The organism is Cyanobium sp. LEGE 06113, assembly GCF_015207615.1.
In genome coordinates this window covers 69,075-93,549 of record NZ_JADEWM010000007.1, presented here as the reverse complement: position 1 = coordinate 93,549, position 24,475 = coordinate 69,075, and the positions used below count along the sequence as shown (strand labels likewise).

Annotated in this window: 22 protein-coding genes and 2 pseudogenes; 5 read left to right on the top strand and 19 right to left on the bottom strand. The window is 68.7% G+C overall.

The window, feature by feature from the left end:
• Positions 1-23: 23 nt before the first annotated feature.
• The 11 genes from IQ220_RS12185 to IQ220_RS12140 form a co-directional block, all read right to left on the bottom strand.
• Positions 24-1,526, bottom strand: coding sequence for an arylsulfatase (locus tag IQ220_RS12185; RefSeq protein WP_193915279.1), 1,503 nt, complete (start codon positions 1,524-1,526; stop codon positions 24-26).
• 71 nt (positions 1,527-1,597) lie between these two features.
• A complete protein-coding gene (locus IQ220_RS12180; protein ID WP_228009177.1) occupies positions 1,598-2,464 on the bottom strand; it encodes a bile acid:sodium symporter in 867 nt (288 codons plus the stop codon).
• A 57-nt stretch (positions 2,465-2,521) separates the two neighbouring features.
• On the bottom strand, positions 2,522-3,547 hold the full coding sequence (locus tag IQ220_RS12175; RefSeq protein ID WP_193915275.1) for an HAD family phosphatase: 1,026 nt from the start codon (positions 3,545-3,547) through the stop codon (positions 2,522-2,524).
• Between the two features lie 41 nt (positions 3,548-3,588).
• Positions 3,589-3,867, bottom strand: coding sequence for an STAS domain-containing protein (locus tag IQ220_RS15835; RefSeq protein WP_228009176.1), 279 nt, complete (start codon positions 3,865-3,867; stop codon positions 3,589-3,591).
• Positions 3,807-5,258, bottom strand: a complete 1,452-nt coding sequence (locus IQ220_RS12170) for a SulP family inorganic anion transporter (protein WP_228009175.1) — start codon at positions 5,256-5,258, stop codon at positions 3,807-3,809. The genes IQ220_RS15835 and IQ220_RS12170 overlap by 61 nt, the downstream gene beginning before the upstream one ends.
• 35 nt (positions 5,259-5,293) lie before the next feature.
• The gene (locus IQ220_RS12165) at positions 5,294-5,800 is read right to left on the bottom strand and encodes a Fur family transcriptional regulator (protein ID WP_370566464.1); all 507 of its coding nucleotides are present in this window, start codon (positions 5,798-5,800) and stop codon (positions 5,294-5,296) included.
• An 83-nt stretch (positions 5,801-5,883) separates the two neighbouring features.
• Positions 5,884-6,615: a UPF0104 family protein gene (locus tag IQ220_RS12160; protein WP_370566463.1), complete on the bottom strand. Its 732-nt coding sequence runs from the start codon at positions 6,613-6,615 to the stop codon at positions 5,884-5,886.
• Positions 6,616-6,916: 301 nt separating this feature from the next.
• Positions 6,917-8,182, bottom strand: coding sequence for a LarC family nickel insertion protein (locus IQ220_RS12155; RefSeq protein ID WP_193915271.1), 1,266 nt, complete (start codon positions 8,180-8,182; stop codon positions 6,917-6,919).
• Positions 8,179-8,892, bottom strand: a complete 714-nt coding sequence (locus IQ220_RS12150; protein WP_228009174.1) for a hypothetical protein — start codon at positions 8,890-8,892, stop codon at positions 8,179-8,181. The genes IQ220_RS12155 and IQ220_RS12150 overlap by 4 nt, the downstream gene beginning before the upstream one ends.
• Positions 8,889-9,626: a DUF554 family protein gene (locus tag IQ220_RS12145; protein ID WP_193915269.1), complete on the bottom strand. Its 738-nt coding sequence runs from the start codon at positions 9,624-9,626 to the stop codon at positions 8,889-8,891. Before IQ220_RS12145 ends, IQ220_RS12150 begins: the two co-directional genes overlap by 4 nt.
• Position 9,627: 1 nt before the next feature.
• Positions 9,628-10,341 (bottom strand): hypothetical protein, encoded by a 714-nt coding sequence (locus tag IQ220_RS12140; protein ID WP_186700237.1) that lies wholly within the window; start codon positions 10,339-10,341, stop codon positions 9,628-9,630.
• A gap of 98 nt (positions 10,342-10,439) precedes the next feature.
• Here IQ220_RS12140 and IQ220_RS12135 point away from each other — a divergent pair, with 98 nt between their 5' ends.
• Complete coding sequence (locus IQ220_RS12135) at positions 10,440-11,294, top strand: lipopolysaccharide assembly protein LapB (RefSeq protein ID WP_186699142.1); 855 nt, start codon at positions 10,440-10,442, stop codon at positions 11,292-11,294.
• Here IQ220_RS12135 and IQ220_RS12130 read toward each other — a convergent pair.
• A complete protein-coding gene (locus IQ220_RS12130; RefSeq protein WP_370561666.1) occupies positions 11,248-11,604 on the bottom strand; it encodes a hypothetical protein in 357 nt (118 codons plus the stop codon). The two genes, IQ220_RS12135 and IQ220_RS12130, sit on opposite strands and share 47 nt — an antisense overlap.
• 69 nt (positions 11,605-11,673) lie before the next feature.
• Here IQ220_RS12130 and xth point away from each other — a divergent pair.
• Together xth and IQ220_RS12120 are read left to right on the top strand one after the other, a co-directional pair.
• Positions 11,674-12,503 (top strand): annotated as a pseudogene (gene xth / locus IQ220_RS12125) (exodeoxyribonuclease III).
• Between the two features lie 87 nt (positions 12,504-12,590).
• Positions 12,591-14,234: an alpha/beta hydrolase gene (locus IQ220_RS12120; RefSeq protein ID WP_228009173.1), complete on the top strand. Its 1,644-nt coding sequence runs from the start codon at positions 12,591-12,593 to the stop codon at positions 14,232-14,234.
• A 32-nt stretch (positions 14,235-14,266) separates the two neighbouring features.
• Here IQ220_RS12120 and IQ220_RS12115 read toward each other — a convergent pair whose 3' ends face one another.
• Positions 14,267-15,733 carry an FAD-linked oxidase C-terminal domain-containing protein gene (locus IQ220_RS12115; protein ID WP_193915364.1) on the bottom strand — a complete coding sequence of 489 codons (1,467 nt, stop codon included), beginning with the start codon at positions 15,731-15,733 and terminating at the stop codon, positions 14,267-14,269.
• A gap of 286 nt (positions 15,734-16,019) precedes the next feature.
• On the opposite strand from IQ220_RS12115, the gene hemL reads away from it, so the two are divergent.
• Both hemL and IQ220_RS15830 read left to right on the top strand, forming a co-directional pair.
• Positions 16,020-17,306 carry a glutamate-1-semialdehyde 2,1-aminomutase gene (hemL, locus tag IQ220_RS12110; RefSeq protein ID WP_193915362.1) on the top strand — a complete coding sequence of 429 codons (1,287 nt, stop codon included), beginning with the start codon at positions 16,020-16,022 and terminating at the stop codon, positions 17,304-17,306.
• A 7-nt stretch (positions 17,307-17,313) separates the two neighbouring features.
• Positions 17,314-18,408: pseudogene (locus tag IQ220_RS15830) on the top strand (divalent metal cation transporter); the annotation flags it as partial.
• On the opposite strand, the gene IQ220_RS12105 reads toward IQ220_RS15830, so the two are convergent.
• Genes IQ220_RS12105 through IQ220_RS12080 form a run of 6 tightly spaced genes read right to left on the bottom strand, consistent with a single transcriptional unit; the run spans position 18,355 to position 24,473 of the window.
• On the bottom strand, positions 18,355-20,115 hold the full coding sequence (locus IQ220_RS12105; protein WP_193915265.1) for a GMC family oxidoreductase: 1,761 nt from the start codon (positions 20,113-20,115) through the stop codon (positions 18,355-18,357). The pseudogene IQ220_RS15830 and the gene IQ220_RS12105 overlap by 54 nt on opposite strands.
• 28 nt (positions 20,116-20,143) lie before the next feature.
• Complete coding sequence (locus IQ220_RS12100) at positions 20,144-20,743, bottom strand: heme-copper oxidase subunit III (RefSeq protein WP_186699135.1); 600 nt, start codon at positions 20,741-20,743, stop codon at positions 20,144-20,146.
• The gene (locus IQ220_RS12095; protein ID WP_193915262.1) at positions 20,740-22,446 is read right to left on the bottom strand and encodes a cbb3-type cytochrome c oxidase subunit I; all 1,707 of its coding nucleotides are present in this window, start codon (positions 22,444-22,446) and stop codon (positions 20,740-20,742) included. The genes IQ220_RS12100 and IQ220_RS12095 overlap by 4 nt, the downstream gene beginning before the upstream one ends.
• 1 nt (position 22,447) lies before the next feature.
• Positions 22,448-23,404, bottom strand: a complete 957-nt coding sequence (locus IQ220_RS12090; RefSeq protein WP_193915260.1) for a cytochrome c oxidase subunit II — start codon at positions 23,402-23,404, stop codon at positions 22,448-22,450.
• On the bottom strand, positions 23,401-23,976 hold the full coding sequence (locus IQ220_RS12085) for a DUF2231 domain-containing protein (protein WP_193915258.1): 576 nt from the start codon (positions 23,974-23,976) through the stop codon (positions 23,401-23,403). The genes IQ220_RS12090 and IQ220_RS12085 overlap by 4 nt, the downstream gene beginning before the upstream one ends.
• Positions 23,976-24,473, bottom strand: coding sequence for a DUF2231 domain-containing protein (locus IQ220_RS12080; protein ID WP_186699127.1), 498 nt, complete (start codon positions 24,471-24,473; stop codon positions 23,976-23,978). The genes IQ220_RS12085 and IQ220_RS12080 overlap by 1 nt, the downstream gene beginning before the upstream one ends.
• Positions 24,474-24,475 lie beyond the last annotated feature (2 nt).

Sequence of the window (24,475 nt, the reverse complement as noted above, 5' to 3'; positions counted from 1 at the left end):
GTCCCCCCGCTGGGGGGAGCAACTCAGGAATGCCCTGTGGTGCTGAGCATCTTCTCCATCACCTCCTCCAGCGAGAAACTGGCCGCCTTCTGACGGGGCGGGAACTCCTGGAAGGTGGCCAGGAAGCGGGCCACGTAGGTCTGGGCCGGCACCAGCATGAAGGCGTGGTCGAGCATCCAGTCCCAGTAGGTGTTGGAGGTGATGTCGGCCCGTTCGTAGGGGTCGGTCTTGAGGTTGAAGATCTTCGGCACCCGCAGGGCCGTGAAGGGTTCCGCCCACACCTGGAGGGTGCCGGTGGCCCGCTGCTCCATGAACACCATCTTCCAGTTGTCGTAGCGCAGACCGGTGAGGTCGCCGTCATCGGAGAAGTAGAAGAACTCCACTCGGGGACTCTTCTCGGTTTTGCCCGTCCAGTAGTCGAGCATGTTGTAGCCGTCGAGATGCACGTGGTAGTGGCGGCTGCCGGCCTGGTATCCGGCCTTGAGCTTCTCCTTGACCTCGGGCTCCCCGGCAGCGGCCACCAGGGTGGGAAGCCAGTCGAGATGGCTCACGATCTCGGTGAACAGGGTGCCGGGCGCAATCTTGCCCGGCCAGCGCACCAGGGCGGGCACGCGGTAGGCCCCTTCCCAGTTGGAGTTCTTCTCGTTGCGGAAGGGAGTCATGCCGGCGTCAGGCCAGCTGTTCATGTGGGGCCCGTTGTCGGTGCTGTACATCACGATCGTGTCATCGGTAACGCCCAGCTCGTCGAGCAGGTTGAGCATCTCGCCGATGCATTCGTCGTGATAGATCATCACGTCGTGGTATTCCGACTGCCAGCGACCGCTGCGGCCCAAATCCTGGGGTCGGGCATGGGTGCGGAAGTGCATGTGGGTGGTGTTGAACCACACGAAGAAGGGCTCACCGGAAGCCACCGCATCGCGGATGAAGCGCTTGGCCTCCTTCAGGAACTCCTCGTCGCAGGTTTCCATCCGCTTCTTGGTCAGCGGGCCGGTGTCCTCGATCCGTTGGCTGCCGTCAGGGTTGGCCCAGGAGTGCAGCACCCCCCGGGGGCCGAAATTCTTGCGGAAGTCGGGCAGCTCCTCCGCCGTGGGGTAGTCGCGCAGTTCCGGCTCCTCCTCGGCGTTGAGGTGGTAGAGGTTGCCGAAGAACTCGTCGAAGCCCTGGTTGGTGGGCAGGTGCTCGTCGCGGTCGCCGAAGTGGTTCTTGCCGAACTGGCCGGTGCGGTAGCCCAGCGGCTTCAGCAGCGAGGCGATGGTGGGATCCTCGGTGCGGTAGCCGAGCTCGGCGCCGGGCAGGCCCACCTTGCTGAGGCCGGTGCGGAACACGCTCTGGCCGGAGATGAAGGCCGCCCGGCCGGCGGTGCAGCTCTGCTCGGCGTAGTAGTGGATGAAGCGGCCGCCCTCGTTGGCGACGCGGTCGATGTTGGGGGTCTGGTAGCCCATCAGCCCATCGCTGTAGCAGCTGAGGTTGCTCTGGCCGATGTCGTCGCCCCAGAGGATGAGGATGTTGGGTTGGCCGTTCGGCATGGTGGGTTGGTGCTTGAACCTGCCCTGCATTCTGCGCGCTGCAGCCCCAGGCTCATGAGCCGTTGCGGTTCTCAAACCCGCGCCAGCAGGCCCTTCTGCCAGCGCAGGAAGGGAGCCGACAGCAGCACGGTGACCAGCAGGTAAGCCAGTACGGCCAGCTTGATGGCGGGCATCCCAGCCCCGTAGGTGGTGGCAAAGACCAGGGCCAGGCCCGGATTGCGCATCGAGGTGACCAGAGCCACGGTGAGGCTCTCCCCGGGCGCTGGACCAGCAGCCAGGGAACCGATCACGAGCGCCGTGGCCACCATGACCGCCATGAAACCCAGGGCCGGCAGGTTGGCCGCCACGAAGGGCAGCAACACAGGGCCAACCCTGATCAGCACCACCAGCACCAGCAGGAGGAACAGACCATTGGCCAGCTTGTTGAGGGGCCCCTCCAGCCGCTCCACCAGGCCCCGCCGCCAACGCCGCAGCAGCAGTCCGGCCAGCAGGGGCAGCACCTGGGCCAGGCTCACCTGCATGGCCACCTGCCTGGGGCCGATGTCCCAGCCCTCGATGCCGAACGAGGCCCGAAACAGATCGGCCAGCAGGGGAATCGACACAATCGCCGCCACCGCCGCGCAGGCCTGCAGCACTGCCGCCAGCTGGTGATCGCCCCCCTGCTTTCCTGCCTTGCGCAAGGTGAGCGGTGCACTCGGCGAGATGGCCATCAGGGCGATGCCGAAGCGCACTGGCGGCGAGAGGGCGGCGCTCAGCGGCAGCTTCAACAGCACCAGCGCCACCAGCGGCACGAGCACACAGGAGCCGATCAGCACCCGCAGCACCAAGGCGGGTCGGCGGCGGATCTGCCCCAGGGCCTGGGGCTGCAGGCCAAGCCCCAGGGCAAACATGATCGCGAACAGGGTGAGCCCGGGGAGGGCGGCCGCGAGCTGGGCCAAGGAGGGGAGTCTTGAGCAGGACATGAACCTATGACCGCCGGCCCAGGCGCGACTGCGTCAGGGGCACTCAGCCTCCAGAGGTCGGGCTGGAGGATCGGCAAACACCCGGGCCCAGTCGTCGCGCATCGACACCACCATCCAGCCCCTCCCGGGCGCTTCCTTGAGGGCCCGATCGAGGCGGCCAATGGACGACGGGCTGTCGTAGGCCACCTCCCGCTCCGGATCGTCGTGGTGCAGGATCAGCCCCAGGCTCGCCCCAGGCTGGCTGGTGGTCCACTCCAGCATTTCGAAGTCGCCATCGGAATTGCCGAAGGCGGCAATGGGCTGACGGCCGATCACCTGCTCGATCATCACGGGCTTGATGGCCCCGTCGTTGATCAGCTGCACCTCCGCCTGGCGGACGATCGTCGGCAGCCCCTCCTGGAGGGCATAGCGGCTGGCCACAAACGAGCCGATCACCTGCTCGGGGGGAATGCCGTAGAGCTCCTCGCTCACGACCCGAACGAACTCCACGCCACCAGCGGAGACGATGTAGGTCTGGAAACCGTGGCTCCTGAGGTAGTCGAGCAATTCCCGCATCGGCTGGTAGGTGAGCGCGCGATAGGAACGCTTCCAGGTGGGATGGCAGGCGCTGGCGAACCAGTCGCCGACCAGCTCCCGGAACGCCTCGGCATCCATACCCGCATGGGTGAGGGCCACCAGCTCCAGCAGCTCTGGGATGCCCATGCTGGGCATCGCCTCAGCTTGACCGGCCGCAGCGGCCGCAGCGAGCACCGGATGGGCGGCCAGCTCAGGTTGCTGACTCACCAGCGTGCGGGCTCGATCGATGGCGAAGGCCAGCTGCACATACATCGGTTGCTCCGCCCAGAGCGTGCCGTCGTTGTCAAACACGGCGATGCGCTCCGCCGGCGCCACGTAGTCAGGGCCACCCGGTGTCGTCACCGCCGCCACGAACTGAAGGATGCGCTGGCGCGCAGCGCCCTCGTTCCAGGAGGGCAGGGGTTGGATCTGGGCCGCAACTGGAACAGTCGGCAGCCAGTACAGCGGGGCCAGCAGCAGGCCTGAAACCAGGGAACGCCACATCCTTCGTGATCTCAGCACGGCTGGCGCCCATGATGCCCCGCTCAGGAGCCGTCGCCGGCCTCGTGCTGCAGGAAACGCTCCACGGCGCGCTCCACAGTGAGGTGGAGCCGGCCCGGCCCGAGGCGGCTGCCCAGCTCGGAGCGGCGCACCACCTGCAGCACTTCCGGATTCAGCCCGGCCATCCACAGCTCGGTGCCATCGCGGCGCAACCGGCGCTCGGCCTCCACCAGGGCCTTGAGCGCCGAGTATTCCAGGTCGATCACCGCGCTGCCATCCAGCACCACCACCCTGGGCCGGCGCTGATGGATGCGTTGCCGCATGCGGCCGGCCACGGCCTCCGCATTGGCAAAGAAAAGCCGACCTCGGGATGGAGGATCAACAGCCCGGGCCAGGTTTCATCCTCAGGGTGCTGGGGCGAGACGGGGCGAAATCCATCTGTGCCGGGCTTGCGGCCCATCTCGTAGACGGCAGGGCTCACCTCCTGCTGCGCCAGGGACAGCAGCGACAGCACCACCGCCACCAAGATGCCCTTGAGGGTGCCGAGGAACACCACCCCCAGGAAGGCCACCACCGCCCAGCGAAACTCCTGGGCCCGCACGCGGCGGATCGCCAGGAATTCAGCCGGCGCGATCATCGCCAGGGCATAGGCGATCACCACCACGGCCAGGGCGGCCTGGGGCATCAGGGCGATCAGGGGCGCCAGCACCAACAGGGTGGCCACCGTGGCGGCCGCCGTGACCAGCGCGGCCAGCTGGGTGCGGGCGCCGGCGTTGCGGTTCACAGCGGTCTGGGAGGTGCCGCCGCCCGCCGCCATCGCGCCGAAGCAGGCCCCCAGCAGGTTGGCGGCGCCGAGGGCCAGCAGATCCTGATTGGCATCCGGCGCCGGTTCGCCCATCTCGCGGAAGGCCCGCGAGGCCGCGGCGCTCTCGGTGAAACTCATCACGGCGATGCCGGCCGCGGCCGGCCACAGCTGGTTGGCCAGGGCCAGGGGGGATGGGCCTGCGCTGTTGAGGAAAGGCAGTTGAAAGGCCGGCAGCCCACTGGGGATGGCCCCCACCACGTCCACGCCGCGCTCCGGCAGACCCAGCCCGGCGGTGAGCAGGATCGCCACCACCACCATCAGCAGCGGCGCCGGCAGACGGGGCCAGCGGCGCTCCAGGCCGATCAGCAGGGCCACCAGGCCAAAGGAAAGGGCCACGGTGGCCAGAGACGCCTGGGGCAACGCCGCCACCAGCGCCGCCAGGTCCCGGAACAGCCCCAGCTTGTCGATCGACACCCCCAGCAGTTTGGGCAGCTGGTCGACCACGATCACGACGCCGATCGCGCTCTTGAACCCCACCAGCACTGACTCGGAGATGAAGCTGGCGACGAAGCCCAGCCGCAGCAGCGAGGCAACCAGCAGCATCAGGCCCACCAGCAGGGCCAGCAGGCTGCTGCTCGCCAGCGCCTGAGCCGGATCCTGGGCCACACCGAGCCGGTCCAGCTCGCTGCCCACCAGGATGGCCAGGGTGGTGGTGGTGCTCACGCTCAGGGGCCTCGAGCTGCCCAGCAGCGCATACACCACCATCGGCACCAGGGCCGTGTAGAGCCCCACTTCCACCGGTAGGCCGGCGATCGTGGCAAAGGCCAGGGCCTTGGGCAGTACCACGGCCGCCGCCGTGAGCCCTGCCACCAGGTCGAAGCGGAGCCATTCAGGCCTGTAGGAACGCAACCAGACCGGGAAGGGGAGAGCCAACGGGGCGGAGTTCAGGACTGTTCGGCACAGCGGGGGCAGAGGGCCCGCACCGTGAGCACACAGTCGAGCAGACGAAAGGCGTGGGCCTTGGCCGCCTCGTGGCCGGCAACCAGCACCGCGGTGTTCTCGAATTCCTCGGTGCGACCGCAGCGCACGCACACCAGATGGTGGTGATCGCGGGTGGTATCACCGGCCAACTCAAAGCGCCGCCCCTCCGGCAGTTCCAGCTCCTGCAGGCGGCCCATCGAGCTGAGCAGCCTCAAGGTGCGGTAGACGGTGGCCAGGGACACCCGCTCGCTGGCTCTGAGCAGGCGTTGATGCACCTCTTCGGCGCTGAGGTGGGTGCCCTCACCGCTCTGCTCAAACAAAGCCAGCACCCGCTGGCGTTGAGGCGTGAGCCGCTGACCGCGGTCATGCAGGCTGTTGCGCAGCCCCTCGCTGTCGCTGAGCAGGCCCTCAGGGCCCCCCGTGGGCCCTGCGGCGGCAGCCCTGGAACCAGGGGTGGGGGGGGAAGGCACCACAGCGAGCCCAGGCTTCTCAACAATAGGCGCAATTGCGAAGCATGGCCATGGCGGCATGGCTCGCAGCTCAGGGGCGCCACTCAGACCACAGGTCGAGCTCCTGGGCCGCTCCTGCCCGTGGGGCGATCCAGGCGCTGGTCCAGGCGAGCCGTGAGGGCCGCCAGCAGATCCGCCAGGGTCACCGCGAGCCGGTAGCTGATGGCGATGGCCAGCAGCGGCGCTTCGGCGATCTGGCCGCCGAGCCGCAGCAGCAGCACCGCCTCGAACACGCCAATGCCCCCGGGAGCGCCTGGCACCACCAGGCCGGCGGTCCAGGCGAGGGCGAAGGCCGCCAGCCAGCCGCCCCACCCCAGGGACCCCTGCAGCTCAAAGGCGAGCACGCAGCAAGCGAAGCCGCCGAAGCGCAGCAGCACGAAACCCAGCTGGGCCAGCAGCGGGGCCACGGGATAGGCACCGGGCAGGGGAACGTCGCTCTGGCCCACAGCCAGCGTCTCGGAGCCACTCGCCAGATCCAGCTGGGGGCCCCGGCGCCGTTCGAGGGCCAGCAGCAGGGGCCTCAACCAGCGGGGCAGCAACAGCAACAGGGGCAGCAGCGCCACCAGGGCCACCCCACTGCGCCAGCCATCGGCCGCCACCAGGGCCAGGGCTGCCACGGCGGCAATCATCGGGTCAAGCAGCACGGCCGCCAGGGCCTGGGGCAAAGCCGCAGGGCTGCGCAGCGGACCGGCAGGATCCCGCAGCAGGGCCAGCCGGCTGGTGAGGTGCCAGATCCCCCCCGGCAGAAACTTGCGCAGGTTGGTGTCGAGATACATCCGCACCAGGCGGCCCAGCGGGGACGCTGCCCCAGCCAGAGCAACACCGCGCCAAAGCCGAGCCCATTGGCCACCAGGCTGAGCAGGCTTGCCCCCACCGCCAGCAGCAGCCAGAGCCAGCCCTGCAGGTCCAGGCTCAGTTGCAGCATCTGGCGGCCGTGGTTGACCAGGGCCGCCAGCAGAAACCCGAAGCTCAGCAGCGTGAACCAGAGCCCCAGCCCGCCGGGCGGGGCAGGCAGGCGCGCCACCCTGGCCTGAAACTGCCGCTTCAGGCCACTCGCCAGGCCGCCCAGACGCCCGCTCATCGGGCCTCCTCAATGGCACCAGGCTGCCCCTGATCACACGGGCTGCGCAGGGCCTCCTCAACCACGGCTCGCACCTGCTCAATGCTGAGATTGTGGCTGCGGGCGAGCCCCACCAAGGCGTCGTGTTCTGGTTTGCTGCGCCAGCGGCCGTCGGGCAGCAGGGCCTGCTTGATCGGCACCTCCCCCAGGGGGGTGGGGAGCAGCCGCTGGCGCCGGGGCAGCACCCAGCGAGGCTGGCTGCGTTCGCGCAGACCCAGGCTGGTGCTGTGCTGCCACCACACACCCCGCAGACTGGCCGCCATGACCGGGTGGGCCAGGGCCGTGACCAGCCAGCCGGGGCGTCCCTTCTTCATCTGGATCGGCGTGCAGAACACCTCCAGGGCGCCGGCCTGGCGCAGGGCCTCCTGCAGCACGGCCAGGTCTTCAGGGGTGGCGTCGTCGATCTGGGCCTGCTGCTCCAGCACGGTTTCCACAGCGGGCCCCAGCTCCTGCTCGCCCTGGGAGGGCCCTGGGGAGGCCCCGGGCCCCTCCACCGGATCGGCCAGCACCAGCCGCAGCAGGTTGGGACGGTCGAGCTGACGGCTGCCCAGGCCGATGCCCACCTGGCGCGGCCGGTGGGCCGGGGGCAGGCCGAAGTTCTCCGCCCATGCCGCCATCAGGGCCAGACCCGTGGGAGTGGTGAGTTCGCCGGCGGGGAAGCCGGCCGCGGAGGCCAGGGGAATGCCATGGCAGCGGGCGATCTCCAGCACCGCGGGGGCCGGCAGCGGCAGGAGGCCGTGGGCCGTGGCCACGGTGCCATGCCCCGCCGGCGGCGGGGTGCACTCCAGCCGGCTGATGCCCAGGTGCAGCAGGGCGGCGCAGACCCCCACCACATCCACCAGGGCATCGAGGGCCCCCACTTCATGGAAGTGCACCTGCTCGGGTGCATGGCCATGAACGCTGGCTTCGGCCTCCGCCAGCAGCTCGAACACGGAGAGCACCCTGGCCCGCAGCGCCTCGGGCCAGGGGGCCGCCAGCAGGGTGCGACGCAGGGATTGCCAGGTGCGCGCCGGGGGGTCGGCGTCCTGGTCCACGACCTCCAGGTGCAGGCCCCGCAGCCCGCCGCTGCGGCGCTCGCTGATCTCGAGCGCGTAAGTGCCCGCAAGACCCAGATCGGCCAGGGGGGCATGGACCACCGCTGGCGGCACGCCGAGATCGAGCAGGGCCGCCAGCAGCATGTTGCCCGCCAGGCCGGTGGGGCAATCCAGCAGGGCCAGCGTCATCGGCCCGGCTCGGCGCCGGAGTCTTCCGTCGGCGCCGCGGCGCCCGAGGGCGGTTGGTGTGAGCTGTCTGGCGGGGAGCCCCGGCCCCGGCCCAGGCGCGGTGCCGCCGCCAGCAGGGTCTGGGCCTGGCCATCCAGATCCTCGCGCCGCTTCCGCAGGCACTGCTCCACCTCGCGGCGGGCTCGGCGCTGTTCGCGCTGGGCCGTGTCCACGTCGTGGCCCGAGAGGCCCCAGAGCCGGCCCAGCAGGGCGCGATCATCGGCGCCGCCGACGTTGTCGCCGAAGATCACCTGCTCGGCAACCATGCCCGCCTGCAGAACCCGGCTCCAGCGGCGCAGGTCTTCAAGGGCCAGTTTGGCGCTGGCCGGAGGCTCCAGCTCGGTGGTGCCGCCGGCGCTGAGGCCCACGCGCAGACAGGCGAGGCTGCCCACCAGCACCTGGCGCACCACCATCCCCTCCTGGGCGGCGATCAGCACATGGCCGGCCTCATGGGTGGCGATGCGCCGCAGCCGCAACTGACCGCCTGGCATGGCCTCGGCCAGCAGATGGCCGCCCCGGCCCCCGAAGCGGAAGGCATCCAGGCTCAGACCACCGAGGCAGAGCGCCACCGCCAGGGCGATCCACCAGGGTGAGAGCCCGAGCAGGGGCCCCAGCACCGCCAGCAGACTGATCAGGGCGACCACCACCCCTGCGGCCAGGGGAGAGGTCATGGCTGCATCAGCCAGCCCGCAGCGGGGGCCAGCACCAGGGCCGCCAGGCCGTTCACCACCGAAGGATGGGGCAGCAGCAACAGATCTAGGGCCAGGGCCAGCACCAGAAGCCCACCCACGGCCGCCGTGAACAGCACCGCCGGCGCCTGGGAGGGATCGCCCACACCAGTGGCCAGCAGGGCGCCGACGCCGGAGAGGCCGAACTGCAACACACCGAGCGGCAGCAGCACCCAGAGCACCACCAGACCCACCCCGGCGGCCAGCACCGCCGCGCTGAGGCCGTCGAGGCCGGCCTTCACCAGCAGGAGATCGGGATCCCCCAAGGCGCCATTGCGCAGACAGCCCAGCAAGGTCATCGGACCGATGCAGAAGAGCACGAAGGCACCGCTCACCACCTCCGCAGCGCCGCGGGATGGGTCAGCCGCGCGGGGGCGGTTGAAGCTGGCCAGCCAGGCCTCAAGCCTGCGCTCAAGGGCCAGGCAGTGACCGAGCCAGGAGCCCAGCACCAGCACCAGCAGGGCCGTCAGCACGGCCGGGAAGGGCCCGAGCCGCAGGCTCCAGAGAGGCTGAACCATTTCGATGGCCAGCAGCAGAGTGATCACGCCGAGCCACTGCTGCCACTGCCCCCTGAGATCGGCGGGCAGACGGCTGCCGAGGCGCGAGCCCAGCAGGCCACCGCTGAACACCGCCAGCAGGTTGATCCAGGTGCCGCCGGTGGCCGCCCAGAAGGCCATCTCAGCCCACCGGGCGACTCACCGCCGTGCGACCGCCACCGCGCTTGGGGGAGGGCTTGCCACCGCCGTCACGGCGGCCCTTGCCACCACGGCTGCCCCGCTGCGCCACCGGTGCCAGCACCTCAAAGCTCTCGAGCTGCAGCTGTTCTCCATGGCGCCGCATGGCCAGCGACACGAAATGGCGCAGATGGTCGAGGGGAACTTCTCCCTTGAGCTGCAGCTTGAACGGAATCGGCCTGCTGCCATCGGAGCGGGGCATCTGCCGCACCTTGACCACCAGATCCCCCGTTTCAGGGCGGGTGTAGATCAGCTCGCCCCGCACCGAGAAGTAGTCATCGCCCTCGGGCAGATCGTCGCTGGCCACAGGGGCCACTGAAGCCTCGCTGACCGCAAGCTCAGGGACCGCAGGCTCGCTGGCCGGCGGCTCAGCAAGGGTGCTGGGTTCCCAGATGCCCACCATCTGCAGGTGCAGACCCTGCTCCTCCCGGGAGCGCGGGTACACCACCCAGAGATGGGGCTGGGAGAGATCGAGGTGCCGACGCATCAGGGTGAGCAGACGGCCGAGCACCACGGCCTCCACCGCCTGGCCATCAGCCGTGTGGATCGCTCCGCGGGTGAGCTGCTCGGGGTCGGTGGGCACATAGGTGCCGCGCACCACGCCGATGGCCCGGTACTGCAGCGGTTCTGTGACCGGTGGGATGGGGTGGTCGCGCATGTCGACCAATGTAAAGGCCATGGCCAGCCGTGCTGCCGGGGCCCCGGGGCGGAGAACCAGGGCAGACTGGGCACCATCTGCAGCGGTTGTCCGGCGCCATGCCACCAGCCCCCCGATGGCAGGGTCCCTGGCTCGCCGTTGCCGCCGTGGCCCTCGCCGGCACGTCTCTGACGGCGGGCTGGTGGCTGGGGCAGCAGCGGGGCGGCAGTGGCCCCGTCTCCTCAGCATCGCGGCCGGGGCTGCAGCGCGAGGCCGCCCAGCTGCGGCGCCGCTTCGACAGTGGCCAGGCCAACGATGCCGAGCAGCAACGCCTGCTGGAGTTGCTGGTGGCCCTCGACCGCCGGGCTGAGGCCACACCCCTGGTGGAGCGGCTGGCCGACCAGCAGCCCCAGCGCTGGTCCCTGCGGCTGCTGTTGGCTGAACTGCGCCGCGACCAGAACGACCGGGCTGGAGCCGAGCGGGAACTGCGTCAGGTGCTGAACCAACGCCCCGACCAGGTGGAGGCCCTCCAGTTGATGGCCCTGATCCAGCTGGAAACCGGACGTGCCGCTCAGGCCAGCAGCCAGCTGGAAGCGGCCCTGAAGCGGGCCAGCACGCCCACAGCCAAGCCCAGCGCCGTGCCGATCGGCCTGCTGCTGGCCAACGTGCTGCAACGCAGCGGCCAGGCCGGCCAGGCCGAAGCGGCGTTGATCAAGCTCTCCGCGGCCTTCCCGGACGACCCACGGCCCCTGCTGGCCGTGGCCCTGATTCAGCAGGAGCGCGGCGACACGAAGGCCGCCCACGAGACCTTTGCCAAGGCCCGTCAGCAGGGCGGCAAGGGCGATGATTCCCGGCTGGACAGAGTGGCCGCTGCCTGGGGCCTGGAATCGATCCGGGGCAAGGGACCGGCCGAGCCGCGACCGGAGGTCAGGGAGGGGGCAGCTGGGAGCCAGGAGACGCCGGCTGGGAATTGAAGTCCTGCAGCGCGGCGTCCACGGCATCCCCGGGAGACGTGGCGTCATCCAGTGCGGTGGCCCGCCGCAACCGGTTCATCAGGTCCATGGGGTTGGTGGCATCGAGGATGTTGCCGCCGCTGCTACGGGGGGCGCCGGTGCCGAAGTCCTCGTCGTTGGTGCCCAGCGGGCCGCCGAGGGTCTGGCCGTAGCCAGCCTGCTGAGCCCGGGAGGGTGAGGCCACCAGTCCGGCGGAAGCCCCCGCCAGAGCTGCGGCGACAGCCAGCCCGAGAACCAGGGACGCCGGGCGATTCAGAGCCGTCAGGGCCATGGGGAACGCTCGCGAAGCCGACCTCTGGATGCTAATGGGGTTGGAGCCGCTGCTGAGCCGAACCCGCCGATGCGCATCGCCACCTGGAACGTGAACTCGGTGCGGACCCGCCTGGAGCAGATCCAGGCCTGGCTGCAGCAGGAGCGCCCCGAGGTGCTCTGCCTGCAGGAGACCAAGGTGGCCGATGAGCTCTTCCCCCACCAAGCCTCGGTGAGCTGGGCTACGGCAGTGCCATCAGCGGCCAGAAGGCCTACAACGGCGTGGCCATCCTCAGCCGGCTACCGCTTGAGGACGTGCAGATCGGCTTTGCGGCCCTGCTGCCAGGGCAGGTGCAGGCCGAGCGGCTCGGCGAGCAGAAGCGGGTGATCAGTGCCCTGGTGGATGGACTCAGGGTGCTCAACCTGTACGTGCCCAACGGCAGCGCCCTCAGCAGCGACAAGTACCAGTACAAGCTTGAGTGGCTGGACTGTCTGGGGCAGTACCTCAGCATCCAGGCACAGCAGGGCGACCCCCTCTGCATGGTGGGCGACTTCAACATCGGCCCCGAAGCCCGCGACCTGCATGATCCCCAGCGGCTCACGGGGGGAATCATGGCCAGCGAGGCCGAGCGCCAGGCCCTGGCCACAGCGCTGGACAACAGGTTCAGCGATGCCTTCCGCCTGTTCGAGGCGGAGAGCGGCCACTGGAGCTGGTGGGACTACCGCAGCGGCGCCTGGGACCGGGACCGGGGCTGGCGGATCGATCACATCTATCTCTGCCAAGAGCTGGTAGCCTGTGCCACCGGCTGTCAGATCCACAAGCACACCCGGGGCAACGAGCAACCCAGCGACCACGCACCGGTGGTGGTGAACCTGGCCTGGCCACCCGAGGAGGAGGACGACGAAGACGGGGAAGGGTGAGTTCAGTAGCCTTCGCCCACCTCTTTTTCATCCTTCATGGCACGGCGTCAGGTCATCTCCAGGGGGATGAAGCGTTGCAGCAGGATCTTGAAGGGACAGCTGGTTGGCCTGGCTCTGCTCGCGGTCGCCGGTTCAGGGCTGCTCAGCCAACCCGCCAGGGCGGAAGAAACGCTCTCCTTCTCCTATGGGCCGCTGATCCGTTCGCTGAAGCTGAGCTCACTGGAGGCCTTTGCCAAGGATGGAACAGTTGAAGAGGATCTCGGTTTTTTCCTGGCGGCGGTGAAGCCCGAGCAGTACCCCCTGCTGCGCAAAGCCCTCACCACGAAGGCCAACGTTGACCCCCTGATCGTTTCGCGATTCTTCAACACGGGAATCGGAGAAGACATTCTCGAGCGCCTCGGCAAAGCGATCACGGTGCTGCGCGGTGAGAACGGGAAACTGGTGCTGCGGGCCGCCTTGGTGAATGCAGCCTTCTCCGAAGAGGGGCTCAGCTTGCTGTCGGTGCTCGACCAACTCCCCACCAACATCCAGATCCATGGCGAAAAGGTGCTGGGAGCTGAAAAGGCCACGGAGCGCGTGATCGCTGCCACCGAGCGCCTGAACACGGTGATGAGCAGCCTCACGGCTGCTGAAGCCGAGGCTCAGCCCGTGGAGGACTACGCCACCCTGGCGAATCCGCGCCAACCGGGTCCGTACACGGTGAGCAAGGACGTCTGGACCCTGACGGATGCCACGCGGGACCGTTCATTCTACGTGAATGTCTACACACCGAAGATCAAGGGATCAACAACGATTCCCGTGATCGTGTTGTCCCATGGCCTGGCCTCCCGTCCGGAAGATTTCGCTGAGGTCATGCAGCAGATTGCCTCCCATGGCTATCTGATTGCCGCCCCCCAACACCCCGGCAGTGATGCGATCTGGCTGCAGGAGATGCTGCGGGGCCTGCACCAGGACATCTTTGACGTCAACGACTTTGCCAACCGGCCCAAGGATGTCAGCTTCGTCATCGATGAGCTGGAGCGCCGTAATGCAGACCAGTTCAACGGCAGACTCGATCTCGAAAGAGTCGGCGTGGCTGGCCATTCCTTCGGCGGCTACACCGCGCTGGCCCTGGGTGGCGCCCAGGTTGATCTCGCCTACCTGAAGCAAGACTGCGAACGTCCCTATGCGGCCCTGAATGTCTCCCTGCTGCTGCAATGCCAGGCCCTGAAGCTGCCGGCCCAGGAGCTCACCGGCCTCCAGGACGGGCGCACCGCAGCGGTGTTCGCCGCCAACCCGGTGAATCGAAGCATCTTCGGCAAGGAGGGCATCGGCCAGCTCAAGGTGCCGGTGGTGATGGCCTCAGGGAGCTATGACCCCGCCACGCCCCCGGCCCTGGAGCAGGCCGCCTCGTTCACCTGGCTCACGGCCCCCGACAAGTACTGGTTGATCGTGCAGGGACAGGCCCATGTGAACTTCACCAAGATTGACCCGGGCATCAAGGACGCCATCCAATCCATGACGGATCTGACCCTGCCCAGCCAGGGCCTGATCGGCGGCTACATGCAAGGCATGGCCTTGCCCTTCTTCGAGGTGCATCTGCAGGGGAACGACACCTACAAGCCCTACCTGCGGTCCTCCTATGCCGACTATCTCAGCAGGGATGAGAGGTTCAAGCTCTTCATGGTGAGCGGCGCCTCCTCAGAGAAACTCAGCGAGGCCATCGAAGCGTTCCGCAAGGAGTATCCATGAGCAAGAACAATCCGTTGGGAAAGCCCAGCGGATCAGAACACCACAGCCTCCTCGGGCAAGCTGACCCCTTCCTGCTTCAGCACCTGCACCCGACGGGCTGATTCCGCGCAGGTGCGCGGGGTGGGAAAGATCTTGCCGGGGTTGGCCCCGCCCAGGGGATCGAAGCAGCGGCGCACCAGCTGCATCGTGGCCAGGTCGTCTGGGCTGAACATCCAGCTGAGGTAGCAGCGCTTGTCGCTGCCCACACCGTGCTCACCGGTGATGCTGCCGCCCGCCTCCACACAGAGCCGCAGGATCTCCGCCCCCAGCTCCTGCACCCGCTCAGCGATGCCCGGCTCACCGGCCCGATAGAGGATCAGGGGGTGGAGATTGCCATCGCCGGCGTGGAACACATTGGCCACCGGCAGATCAAAGCGCTCGCCGAGGCCCTCGATCGCCGCCAGCACCCGGGGCAGGGCGCTGCGGGGCACCACCCCATCCTGGAGGTAGTAGCTGGGGAAGCGTCGGCCCAGGGCCGAGATCGCCGACTTGCGGCCCTTCCAGAGCAGGGCCCGCTCCTCGGGATCCCAGGCTTCGCGCACCCGCCTGGCCCCCGCCTGGCGGCAGAGGGCGGTGGCCAGCTCAGCGGCGGCGGCCACCTCCCGCTGCTGGCCATCCAGCTCGATCAGCAGCACGGCGGCGGCGTCGCGAGGGTATTCGTCGTGGCCGAAGTAGTCGTCCACCGCCTCGATCGTGAGGCGGTCCATCATTTCCATCCCCGCCGGCATCACCCCGGCCGCCGTCACCTGGCGCACGGCTTCACCGGCGGCCTCCATGGAGGTGAAATCAGCCAGCAGCACGGCAACGCTCTGGGGTGCCTGCAGCAGCCGCAGGGTGATGGCGGTGGCGATGCCGAGGGTGCCCTCGCTGCCGATGAAGGCGCCGCGCAGATCGATCTCGGCCATCTCATCGAGCTGACCACCCAGGGTAGTCACTGTGCCATCCGGCAGCACCACCTCCAGGGCCAGCACGTGGTTGCTGGTGACGCCGTACTTGAGGCAGTGCACGCCGCCAGAGTTCTCGGCCACGTTGCCGCCGATGCTGCAGGCCACCTGGCTGGAGGGATCGGGGGCGTAATAGAAGCCATCTCCGGACACCGCCCGGGTCACCCAGCTGTTGATCACGCCGGGCTGCACCACCACCCGCCGGTTGGCGAGGTCGAGCTCGATCAGCTTGCGCATGCGGCTGGTGGCCACCACGAGGGCCTCGGTTTCGGCCACGGCCCCACCGGAGAGGCCGGTGCCACTGCCCCGGGCCACGAAGGGCACCCCCTCGCGGTGGCAGAGCGCCAGCACATCCGACACCTGCTGGGTGGTCTCGGGCAGCACCACCAGGGGCGGCTGGTGACGGTTCAGGGTGAGGCCGTCGGAGTCATAGGCGAGCAGCTCCTGGGCCGCCGCCACCACGGCACGAGCAGGCAGCAGCCGAAGCAGATCGCGCTCCAGGGCGGGCCAGTCGATGCGCCCGGCGGCAGAGCTGGCCGAGCCGGATCTCAGGGTGCCGGAGCTCACAGTGCCGGAAGATTCACAGGGCCGGAAGGCTTCCAGGGCCGGTTGAACGTGACCCGAAGCTACCCACAAACCGTTCTGCCGGGTCTTGGGCCAGGATGGGAAGCGGTCGTTCCGTAATGCTCCACCGTTACGGCGCACTGCACCGGGCTCTCCCCGGCGGTTGCTCCCCGGCCTCCGACACCCTTCACCCCCCGCGGAATCCGCTTTGACCTCGGCTCCCGTATCGGCCCCCGCCCTGAACACCGCCCGCTCCCAGGAGATCTTCACTGCCGCCCAGGCCCTGATGCCCGGTGGTGTGAGTTCGCCGGTACGGGCATTCCGTTCCGTGGGGGGCAATCCGATCGTGTACGACCGGGTCAAGGGCGCCTACGCCTGGGACGTGGATGGCAACCGCTTCATCGACTACATCGGCAGCTGGGGGCCGGCCATCTGCGGCCACGCCCACCCCGAAGTGATCGCCGCCCTGCACAGCGCCCTCGACAACGGCACCAGCTTCGGCGCCCCCTGTGAACTGGAGAACGAGCTGGCCCAGCGGGTGATCGAGGCCGTGCCCTCCGTGGAGATGGTGCGCTTCGTGAACAGCGGCACCGAGGCCTGCATGTCCGTGCTGCGCCTGATGCGTGCCTTCACCGGCCGCGAGAAGGTGATCAAGTTCGAGGGCTGCTACCACGGCCACGCCGACATGTTTCTGGTCAAGGCCGGCTCCGGCGTGGCCACCCTCGGCCTGCCGGATTCACCGGGGGTGCCCCGGGCCACCACCGCCAGCACCCTCACCGCCCCCTACAACGACCTGGAGGCCGTGAAGCAGCTGTTCGCCGAAAACCCCGGCGAAATCTCCGGCGTGATCCTCGAACCGGTGGTGGGCAATGCCGGCTTCATCCCGCCGGTGCCGGGCTTCCTGGAGGGCATCCGCGAGCTCACCAAGGAGAACGGCGCCCTGCTGGTGTTTGACGAGGTGATGACCGGCTTCCGCATCAGCTACGGCGGCGCCCAGGCCCGCTTCGGGGTGACCCCCGACCTCACCACCATGGGCAAGGTGATCGGCGGTGGCCTGCCGGTGGGGGCCTACGGCGGCAGGGCCGACATCATGGCGATGGTGGCGCCGGCCGGGCCGATGTATCAGGCGGGCACCCTCAGCGGCAACCCCCTGGCGATGACCGCCGGCATCAAGACCCTCGACTTGCTGCGCCAGCCGGGCAGCTACGAGCGGCTGGAAGCCACCACCCAGCGCCTGATCAAGGGCATTCTCGAGGCCGGCAAAGCGGCGGGCCTGCCGATCTGCGGCGGCTCGATCAGCGCCATGTTCGGCTTCTTCCTCTGCGCTGGGCCGGTGCGCAACTTCGAGGAGGCCAAGGCCGCCGATGCGGCCCGCTTCGGCAAGCTGCACCGGGCCATGCTCGAGCGCGGCGTGTATCTCGCCCCAAGCGCCTTCGAGGCCGGCTTCACCTCCCTGGCCCACAGCGACGCCGACGTGGACGCCACCCTCACCGCCTTCCAGGAGAGCTTCGCTGCCATCGCCTGAGGTCCTGATGGACCCCACGCCTGCGGTCAGAGCCCCCGCCACAGACCAGCCGCTCAGCTTCACCAGCCTGCGCCAGGCCCTGGGGCCGGGGGTGCTGCTGGCCGGTGCCGCCATCGGCGGCTCCCATCTGGTGGCCTCCACCCAGGCCGGTGCCCGCTATGGCCTGGGGCTGCTGGCCCTGGTGCTGCTGGCCAACCTGGTGAAATATCCCTTTCTGCTGGTGGGCACACGCTTCACGGCGGTCACCGGCCTCAGCCTGCTGGAGGGCTACCAGCGCCAGCGCCCCTGGTATCTGCCCCTGTTTCTGCTGATCACCCTCGCCACCGGCGTGGCCAACATCGCCGCCGTGACGGCGGTGGCCGGCAGCCTGGCCACCAGCTTCCTGCCCTTCAGCCCGGTGCTGCTCTCCCTGGCCCTGCTGGGCCTGGGGCTGGCCCTGCTGCTGCTGGGTCACTACCGCAGCCTCGATCGGTTCAGCAAGGTGATCGTGCTGCTACTGGTGCTGTTCACGCTGCTGGCCACGGGCGCCGTGCTGCTGCGGGGGCGCCTGGGCAGTGGGGCCAGCCTGTTGAGCCCCAGCCCCTGGAGCCTCACGTCCCTGCCCTTTCTGGTGGCCCTGATCGGCTGGATGCCCTGTCCGCTGGATCTGGCGGCCTGGTCATCGCTGTGGATCTTCGCGCGGGAGGACGACACCGGCGTCCGCAGCAGCCGTGCGGCCGTGGAGGCCGACTTCAACCTCGGCTACGCCCTCACCACCGTGATGGCCGTGCTGTTCCTGCTGCTGGGCGCCTGGGTGATGCACGGCACGGGCCGGGAGTTCTCGCAGGCCGGAGCCGCCTTTGCCCAGCAGCTGGTGCAGCTCTACACCGCCAGCCTGGGGAGCTGGGCCTACCCCCTGATCGCTGCTGCGGCCTTCATCACGATGCTGAGCACCAGCCTCACCTGCCTGGATGGCTACCCCCGCTCGGCCTCAGCCGGCCTGCGGCTGCTGCGCGGCCACCGGGGCCGCCAGGTGCACGATCGCCGCGATCAGCAGCTCTGGATCGGCCTACACGCGCTGCTGGCGGCTGCCGTGGTGGGCCTCTGGCCCGGCTCCATGGGCACCCTGGTGCAGCTGGCCATGCTGGTGTCCTTCCTCACCACACCCGTGCTGGCGGCAATGAACCTGAAGGTGATGCAGGGCCGCCAGGTGGCCCCGCAGGATCGCTTCCACGGCGGCCTGCTGCTGCTGGCACGCCTCGGCCTGGGGCTGCTGTCGGCGTTTCTGCTGGTGTTCCTGCTCAGCCTGGGCTGAGTTCCCGGCGCAGGCGTTCGCCCAGCGCAGGGCCAGGGCGATCACAGTGAGGCCCGGCCCCACCGCCGGACAGCTGGGAAACACGCTGGCATCGGCCACGCTCAGGTTGGCCAGGCCATGGCAGCGACCCTCCAGGTCCACCACGGCCTGGGCCGGATCTGAGCCCATGCGGCAGGTGCCGCTGGCATAGCCCATCACCGCCAGCGGCGCCTCGCCACGGGGGTAGATCGGGGCGGCGCGCACCACCTGGGTGAGGGGGTCGGCCTCCAGCTTCTGGATGGTGTCCAGCCAGCGGTAGACGAGCCGGTCGTGGGCCTCACGGTTGTTGGGCAGGTAGTTGATCTGGATGCTCTCCCCGCGCAGGGTGACGCGGTTCTCGGGCTCGGGCAGCACGCCGCTCATCGCCCACCAGCTCACGGAGCGATCGGCCAGCCATTCCACGGCGCGATCGGGCAGCAACCGGGTGATCAGCGACAGGATGGGCGGCGATTCGGCGAACAGCGGATCCTGCAGCACACCCCCACCGCTCTGGATCGAGCCGAGCGGGAAGCTCACATTGCGGTCGCCCCAGTAGTAGTCGCTGATGCCGAGGCTGCGGGCATAGCGACCCGAGTTGGGTTCGCTGGCCAGCTGCAGCATGGCGGTGAGCTGGGGCTTCATCAGGTTGCGGCCCACCTGGCCGGAGCCGTTGGCCAGGCCCTCGGGATGGCCGTCGCTGGCGGAGCGCAGCAGGATGGCGGCGGAGTTCACGGCGCCGGCAGAGAGCACCACCTGGTGGGCCCGGAACAGCCAGCGCTGGGAGCCGATCTCCGCCTCCACCCCCTTCACTTCAGTGCCTGCGGGGTTCACGTGCAGGCGCCGCACCTCAGCGCCCGTGCGCAGCACACAGGATCCCGGCCCTTCCTCACAGGCGGGCCACACGCCGAACAGCTCAGCATCGCCGGTGGGGTCATCCGGATCGCTCGACCAGCTCAGGGGCAGGGGATAGGGATGGAGGCCCCGCCGCTGCAGGCCAGCCTCAATCGCCTCCATCAACGGCTCGAAGCGCCGCGGCGGATGGGGGTAGGCCGTGCTGCGGGTTGGCTCCGTGGGATCGATGCCGGCACGGCCATGCACCCGGTAGAGCTGCTCAGCGCGGTCGTACCAGGGGGCCAGATCGCCATAGCGGAGGCCCCAGTCGGGGCTGCGGCCCTCCTGCAGGGCCAGGCCGCTGAACTCCGCTTCGCGCATGCGCTCAAGCACACCGCCCCAGATCTTGGAGTTGCCGCCGGGGGCATAGAGCATCTGCGGCAGAAAGGGATCCCCATCGGGGCCAAACCAGCTGCCCGAGGGGTGGTAGCGGCGGCGGCGGAACAGATCCACATCAGCCACGTTCTGATCGGCGAGCGGCAGGGAGATGCCGCGCTCCAGCAACAGCACTGAGCAGCCGGCCCGCACCAGCTCAGCGGCGAGGGTGCCACCGGCTGCGCCGGCGCCGACGATCAGAACGTCGTAATCGCGGTCGTCAATGATCATGGCTCCGGGTCCCAACTCAGCCACCGCGTCAGACCTGCCACACGTAGAGGAGCAGGAACAGCACGATCCAGATCACATCCACGAAGTGCCAGAACAGCGACACGGCCACCACGCCCACCTCGCCGTCGTCGTAATTGCCGGGCCGAAAGGAGCGGGCCAGCATCAGGCCCATCAACAGGATGCCGCTGATCACATGCAGGCCATGGAAGCCCGTGAGCAGATAGAACCCCGCCCCGAACACCCCATCACCGAGGCCGAAGGGCAGCCGCAGCCACTCCATCACCTGGCCATAGATGAACACGCTGCCCATCAGCATGGTGAGCAGCCACCAGGCGCGGAAGCTCCAGAGACGGCGGCGGTGCAGGGCGCGTTCGGCCAGCCAGGCCACACCGCTGCTGCTCACCAGCACCGCGGTGTAGGCCAGCGGTTCACGCACCTCCAGGCCCGTCACCCCCGGCGGCAGCCACAGCGGCGAGGAGGCCTTGAGCACCGCATAGCCGGCAAAGAAGGCCAGGAAGATCACGCTCTCCGAGAGCAGGAAGATCACGAAGCCCGTGAGCGTGTGGTTGGCGTGGCCGTGGCCATGGCTGGCGGCGGCGGCCGTGGTCTGGGAGGAGAAGTCCGTCATGGCTCGATCCGGCCGGCGGCCTCGGCCCAGTCCACGTAGCGCTGCTGGTCTTCCACGAGCGGTCGGTTCAGGCCGTAGCCGTAGGGACCGCTGATCACGGTGGGCACGTGGTCTTCGAAGTTCTCCACGGGCGGTGGTGAGGGCAGCAGCCACTCCAGACCGATCGCCTGCCAGGGGTTGGGCGGCGCCTTGGCGCCCCGGGCCCAGGAGCTCACCACGTTGAGCAGGAAGGGGATCGTGGCCACCCCCAGCAGGAAGGCGCCGAGGCTGGCCAGCACATTGGCCAGGGCGAATTCGGGGTCGTAGGAGGCCACCCGGCGTGGCATGCCCATCAGGCCGGCCCAGTGCATCGGCAGGAAGTTGAGGGTGCTGCCCACGAAGGTGAGCACGAAGTGCAGCTTGCCGAGGCTCTCCACCATCATCCGGCCCGTGAATTTGGGGAACCAGTGGTAGATGGCGGCAAACACGCCGAAGGTGAGGGTGGAGAAGATCACGTAGTGAAAATGGCCCACCACGAAATAGGTGTTGCCCACGTGGATGTCCACCGGCACGGTGGCCAGCATCACGCCGGTGATACCGGCGAAGATGAAGTTCACGATGCCGCCCAGGCAGAACAGCATCGGCGTGCTGAGCCGGATGCGGCCGCGCCAGAGGGTGCCGATCCAGGCAAACACCTTGATGCCGGTGGGCACTGCGATCAGCATGGTGGTGACCATGAACACATTGCGCATCCACTGCGGCGTACCGCTGTAGAACATGTGGTGTACCCACACGATCAGGCTGAGGCCAGTGATCGCGAACGAGGCCACGGCCACAACCGGATAGCCGAACAGGGGCTTGCGGGCGTACACCGGCAGGATCTCCGAAAAGATGCCGAACACCGGCAGGGCCATCACATAGACGGCCGGATGGGAATAGAACCAGAAGAAGTGCTGATAGAGCATCGGGTCGCCACCGCCTTCAGGGCGGTAGAAGCTGGTGCCGAAGCTGAGGTCGAACAGCAGCATCACGGCGCCGCCGGTGAGCACCGGCAGGCCGATCAGCTGGATGATCTGGGCGGCGGCGGCGGTCCAGCAGAAGATCGGCATCCGAAACCAGCCCATCCCAGGCGCCCGCATGCGGATGATGGTGGTCACGAAGTTCACCGCCCCCAGGATCGAGGAGATGCCGGAGAGGGCCACCGCCAGAATCCACAGAAACTGGCCGTTGAGGAACAGCCCCAGGGGGTTCTGCAGACTCAGGGGCGGGTAGGCCCACCAGCCCGAACTGGACGGACCACCGGGCACCAGGAAGCTGGCCATCAGGATCACCCCGAACACCGGGAACATCCAGAAGGCCAGGGCATTGAGCCGGGGAAAGGCCATGTCCGGCGCGCCGATCATCACCGGAATCAACAGGTTGTTGAAACCGTTGAGGATCGGGAACAGAAACAGGAACAGCATCACTGTTCCATGCATGGTGTAGAGGCCGTTGTACACGGTGGGATCCACCAGATCGGCCGGCGGAGTGATCAGCTCACCGCGCATGATCATGGCCAGCACACCGCCCACCAGCAGGAAGAGCAGGGCCACGGCGATGTACTGAATGCCGATCACCTTGGCATCGGTGTTGAAGCTGAAGAAGCGCCGCCAGTTGTCCGGAGCGCCGGGTACCGGATGGGAGGCCTTCAGCACCCGGGGATCAAAGGGGGAGGTGGAGGTCATCTCAGGCGTCGTGGGGGGCGGAGGGGTCGGCGCTCACGTTCACCTGCGGCGCTGGAGCCGGTGGCACGGTGGCCCAGCCGCGGTCGCCGCGGGCCTGGCGCTGCTTGTAGAGCTCCACGGCAGGGTTGGCGCCGGGGCGCAGGGGCTCGCGGCTGGCTGCCTCCAGCCAGGCCTGGAAGCGCTGCGGCGTTTCCACCACCACGTCGGTCTGGTTGGCAGCGAAATAGGCACCGCTGAACATCGAATCGCGCAGCCGGTAGCGGCCGGGGCGGGTGGGGATGAGGCTGTAGTCGATCACGCTGCCGGGGATGAGGTCCTGCTTGAGGCGAAACGCCGGCACGTAGAACCCATGGATCACATCCAGCGACTGCAACCGGAAGTGGGCCCGTTCATCCACCGGCAGATGCAGCTCGGTGCTGCGCACGCCGTTGGGGTAGATGAACTCCCACGACCACTGGCGCGCCAGCACGGTGATCGGCTCGGGGGCCGCGGCCGGATCGCTGGCGGCCAGGCCAGCGGCCTGGGCCGTGAGGGGGCCGGCCTCCAGCACCGGTGCAGCGGCGGTGGGAAGGCGGAGCTTGCCACCCAGGGTGGCCAGGGTGCGGTTGACGCCGATCGCGTGCCAGCTGATCGCCATCACCACCAGCAGGGGGATCACGGTCCACACCACCTCCAGCTTGAGGTTGCCTTCGATCGGTGCGCCGTCCTCCATGTCGTACTTCGGCGCCCGGTTGAACAGGAGCGTCCAGCCGATCACGCCGAGGCAGCCGAAGAAGATGAAACTGCCGATGCCCGTCTCCAGGGCGAAGAGGTTGTCCACATGGGGGGCCGCGGCCGAGGCCTGCACCGGCAGCCAGCGGTGCGAGAGCCGGGCCATGCCCAGGCTGAGCCAGCCGTCCAGGAGCACGGCGGCGCCGAGGCCCAGGCCGAGAGGCATCAGACGGCTGCTGCTGGTCATGGCAGGGCCTCGCGCAGATCGAAGCCCCTGGCCAGCAGCTGGTCGGCGGTGACGTGCACGCCGAACTCAGCCGCCAGCTCGGCGCCGAGGGTGCCGTGCAGACCGATCACCCCGAACAGCACCAGGCCGGAGAGCAGGTAGCTCCACTGCACCTGGCGGCCCAGGTCGCGCCGCCAGCGGAAGCGCTGGAAGCCGCGCCAGAGCGTCATCGCCACGATCAGCAGCAGGATCAGCACCCCGCCCACGCCATGCCAGAGCAGGGTGGCGGAGGCCCCCAGGCCCAGGCTGCTGGTGACCCCCTCGATCGGCTGGGCCAGCAGCATCTCGTAGAGGCCCGCAGCCACCGTGAAGAAACTCACCAGAGCGCAGGCGAGCAGGTTGTACCAGCCCACGGCGTGAAAGCCGGAGCGGGTCACCGGCAGGGCCAGAAAGCGGAACAGCCGCTTCTCCAGGGGAAACAGGGCGCCGGCGACGTCGAAGGCGATCGCGATCACGAACAGGCCGATCGTGAAGTGCACCAGGTTGGGGTGGATCGGCAGGGCGTAGGGAAGATCGTTGGGGCCGAGGGCCATCAGACCAGGCCTCCACGCACCGCTTCCACCACGGGCACCGTGTGCAGGCCGTAGATCCACACGAGCTGGTTGCCCAGCCCCACCTGCACCACGATCAAGGCGCTGAGCAGGGCGCCGGCGGCCAGGAAGGCCAGGGGCAGGCGTTCGGGGTCCCGGCCCCGGATCACGTAACGCCAGCCGGAGAGCAGCGACAGCACGGCCGCCAACGACCAGCCGATGGTGCTGTGCAGGCTGAGGATGTCGCGGGACTGGCCGTAGGGGTTGGCCAGCCCGGCCTCCACCTGGCCGAAGATGATCGCCACGAAGATCGCCGCGGTGGCGAACAGCAGGTTCCAGAAACTGACCTCAAACAGGGCCGGCTTGCGGGCCACCACGCCGATCAGATCGAACACGAACATCACCAGGCCCATGGCGATCACGAAGTGCACCACGATCGGGTGAATCGTGTCGATCCAGGGGAGGTTGTGGTCGTTGAGGGGGGGCAACAGCTCAAACATGG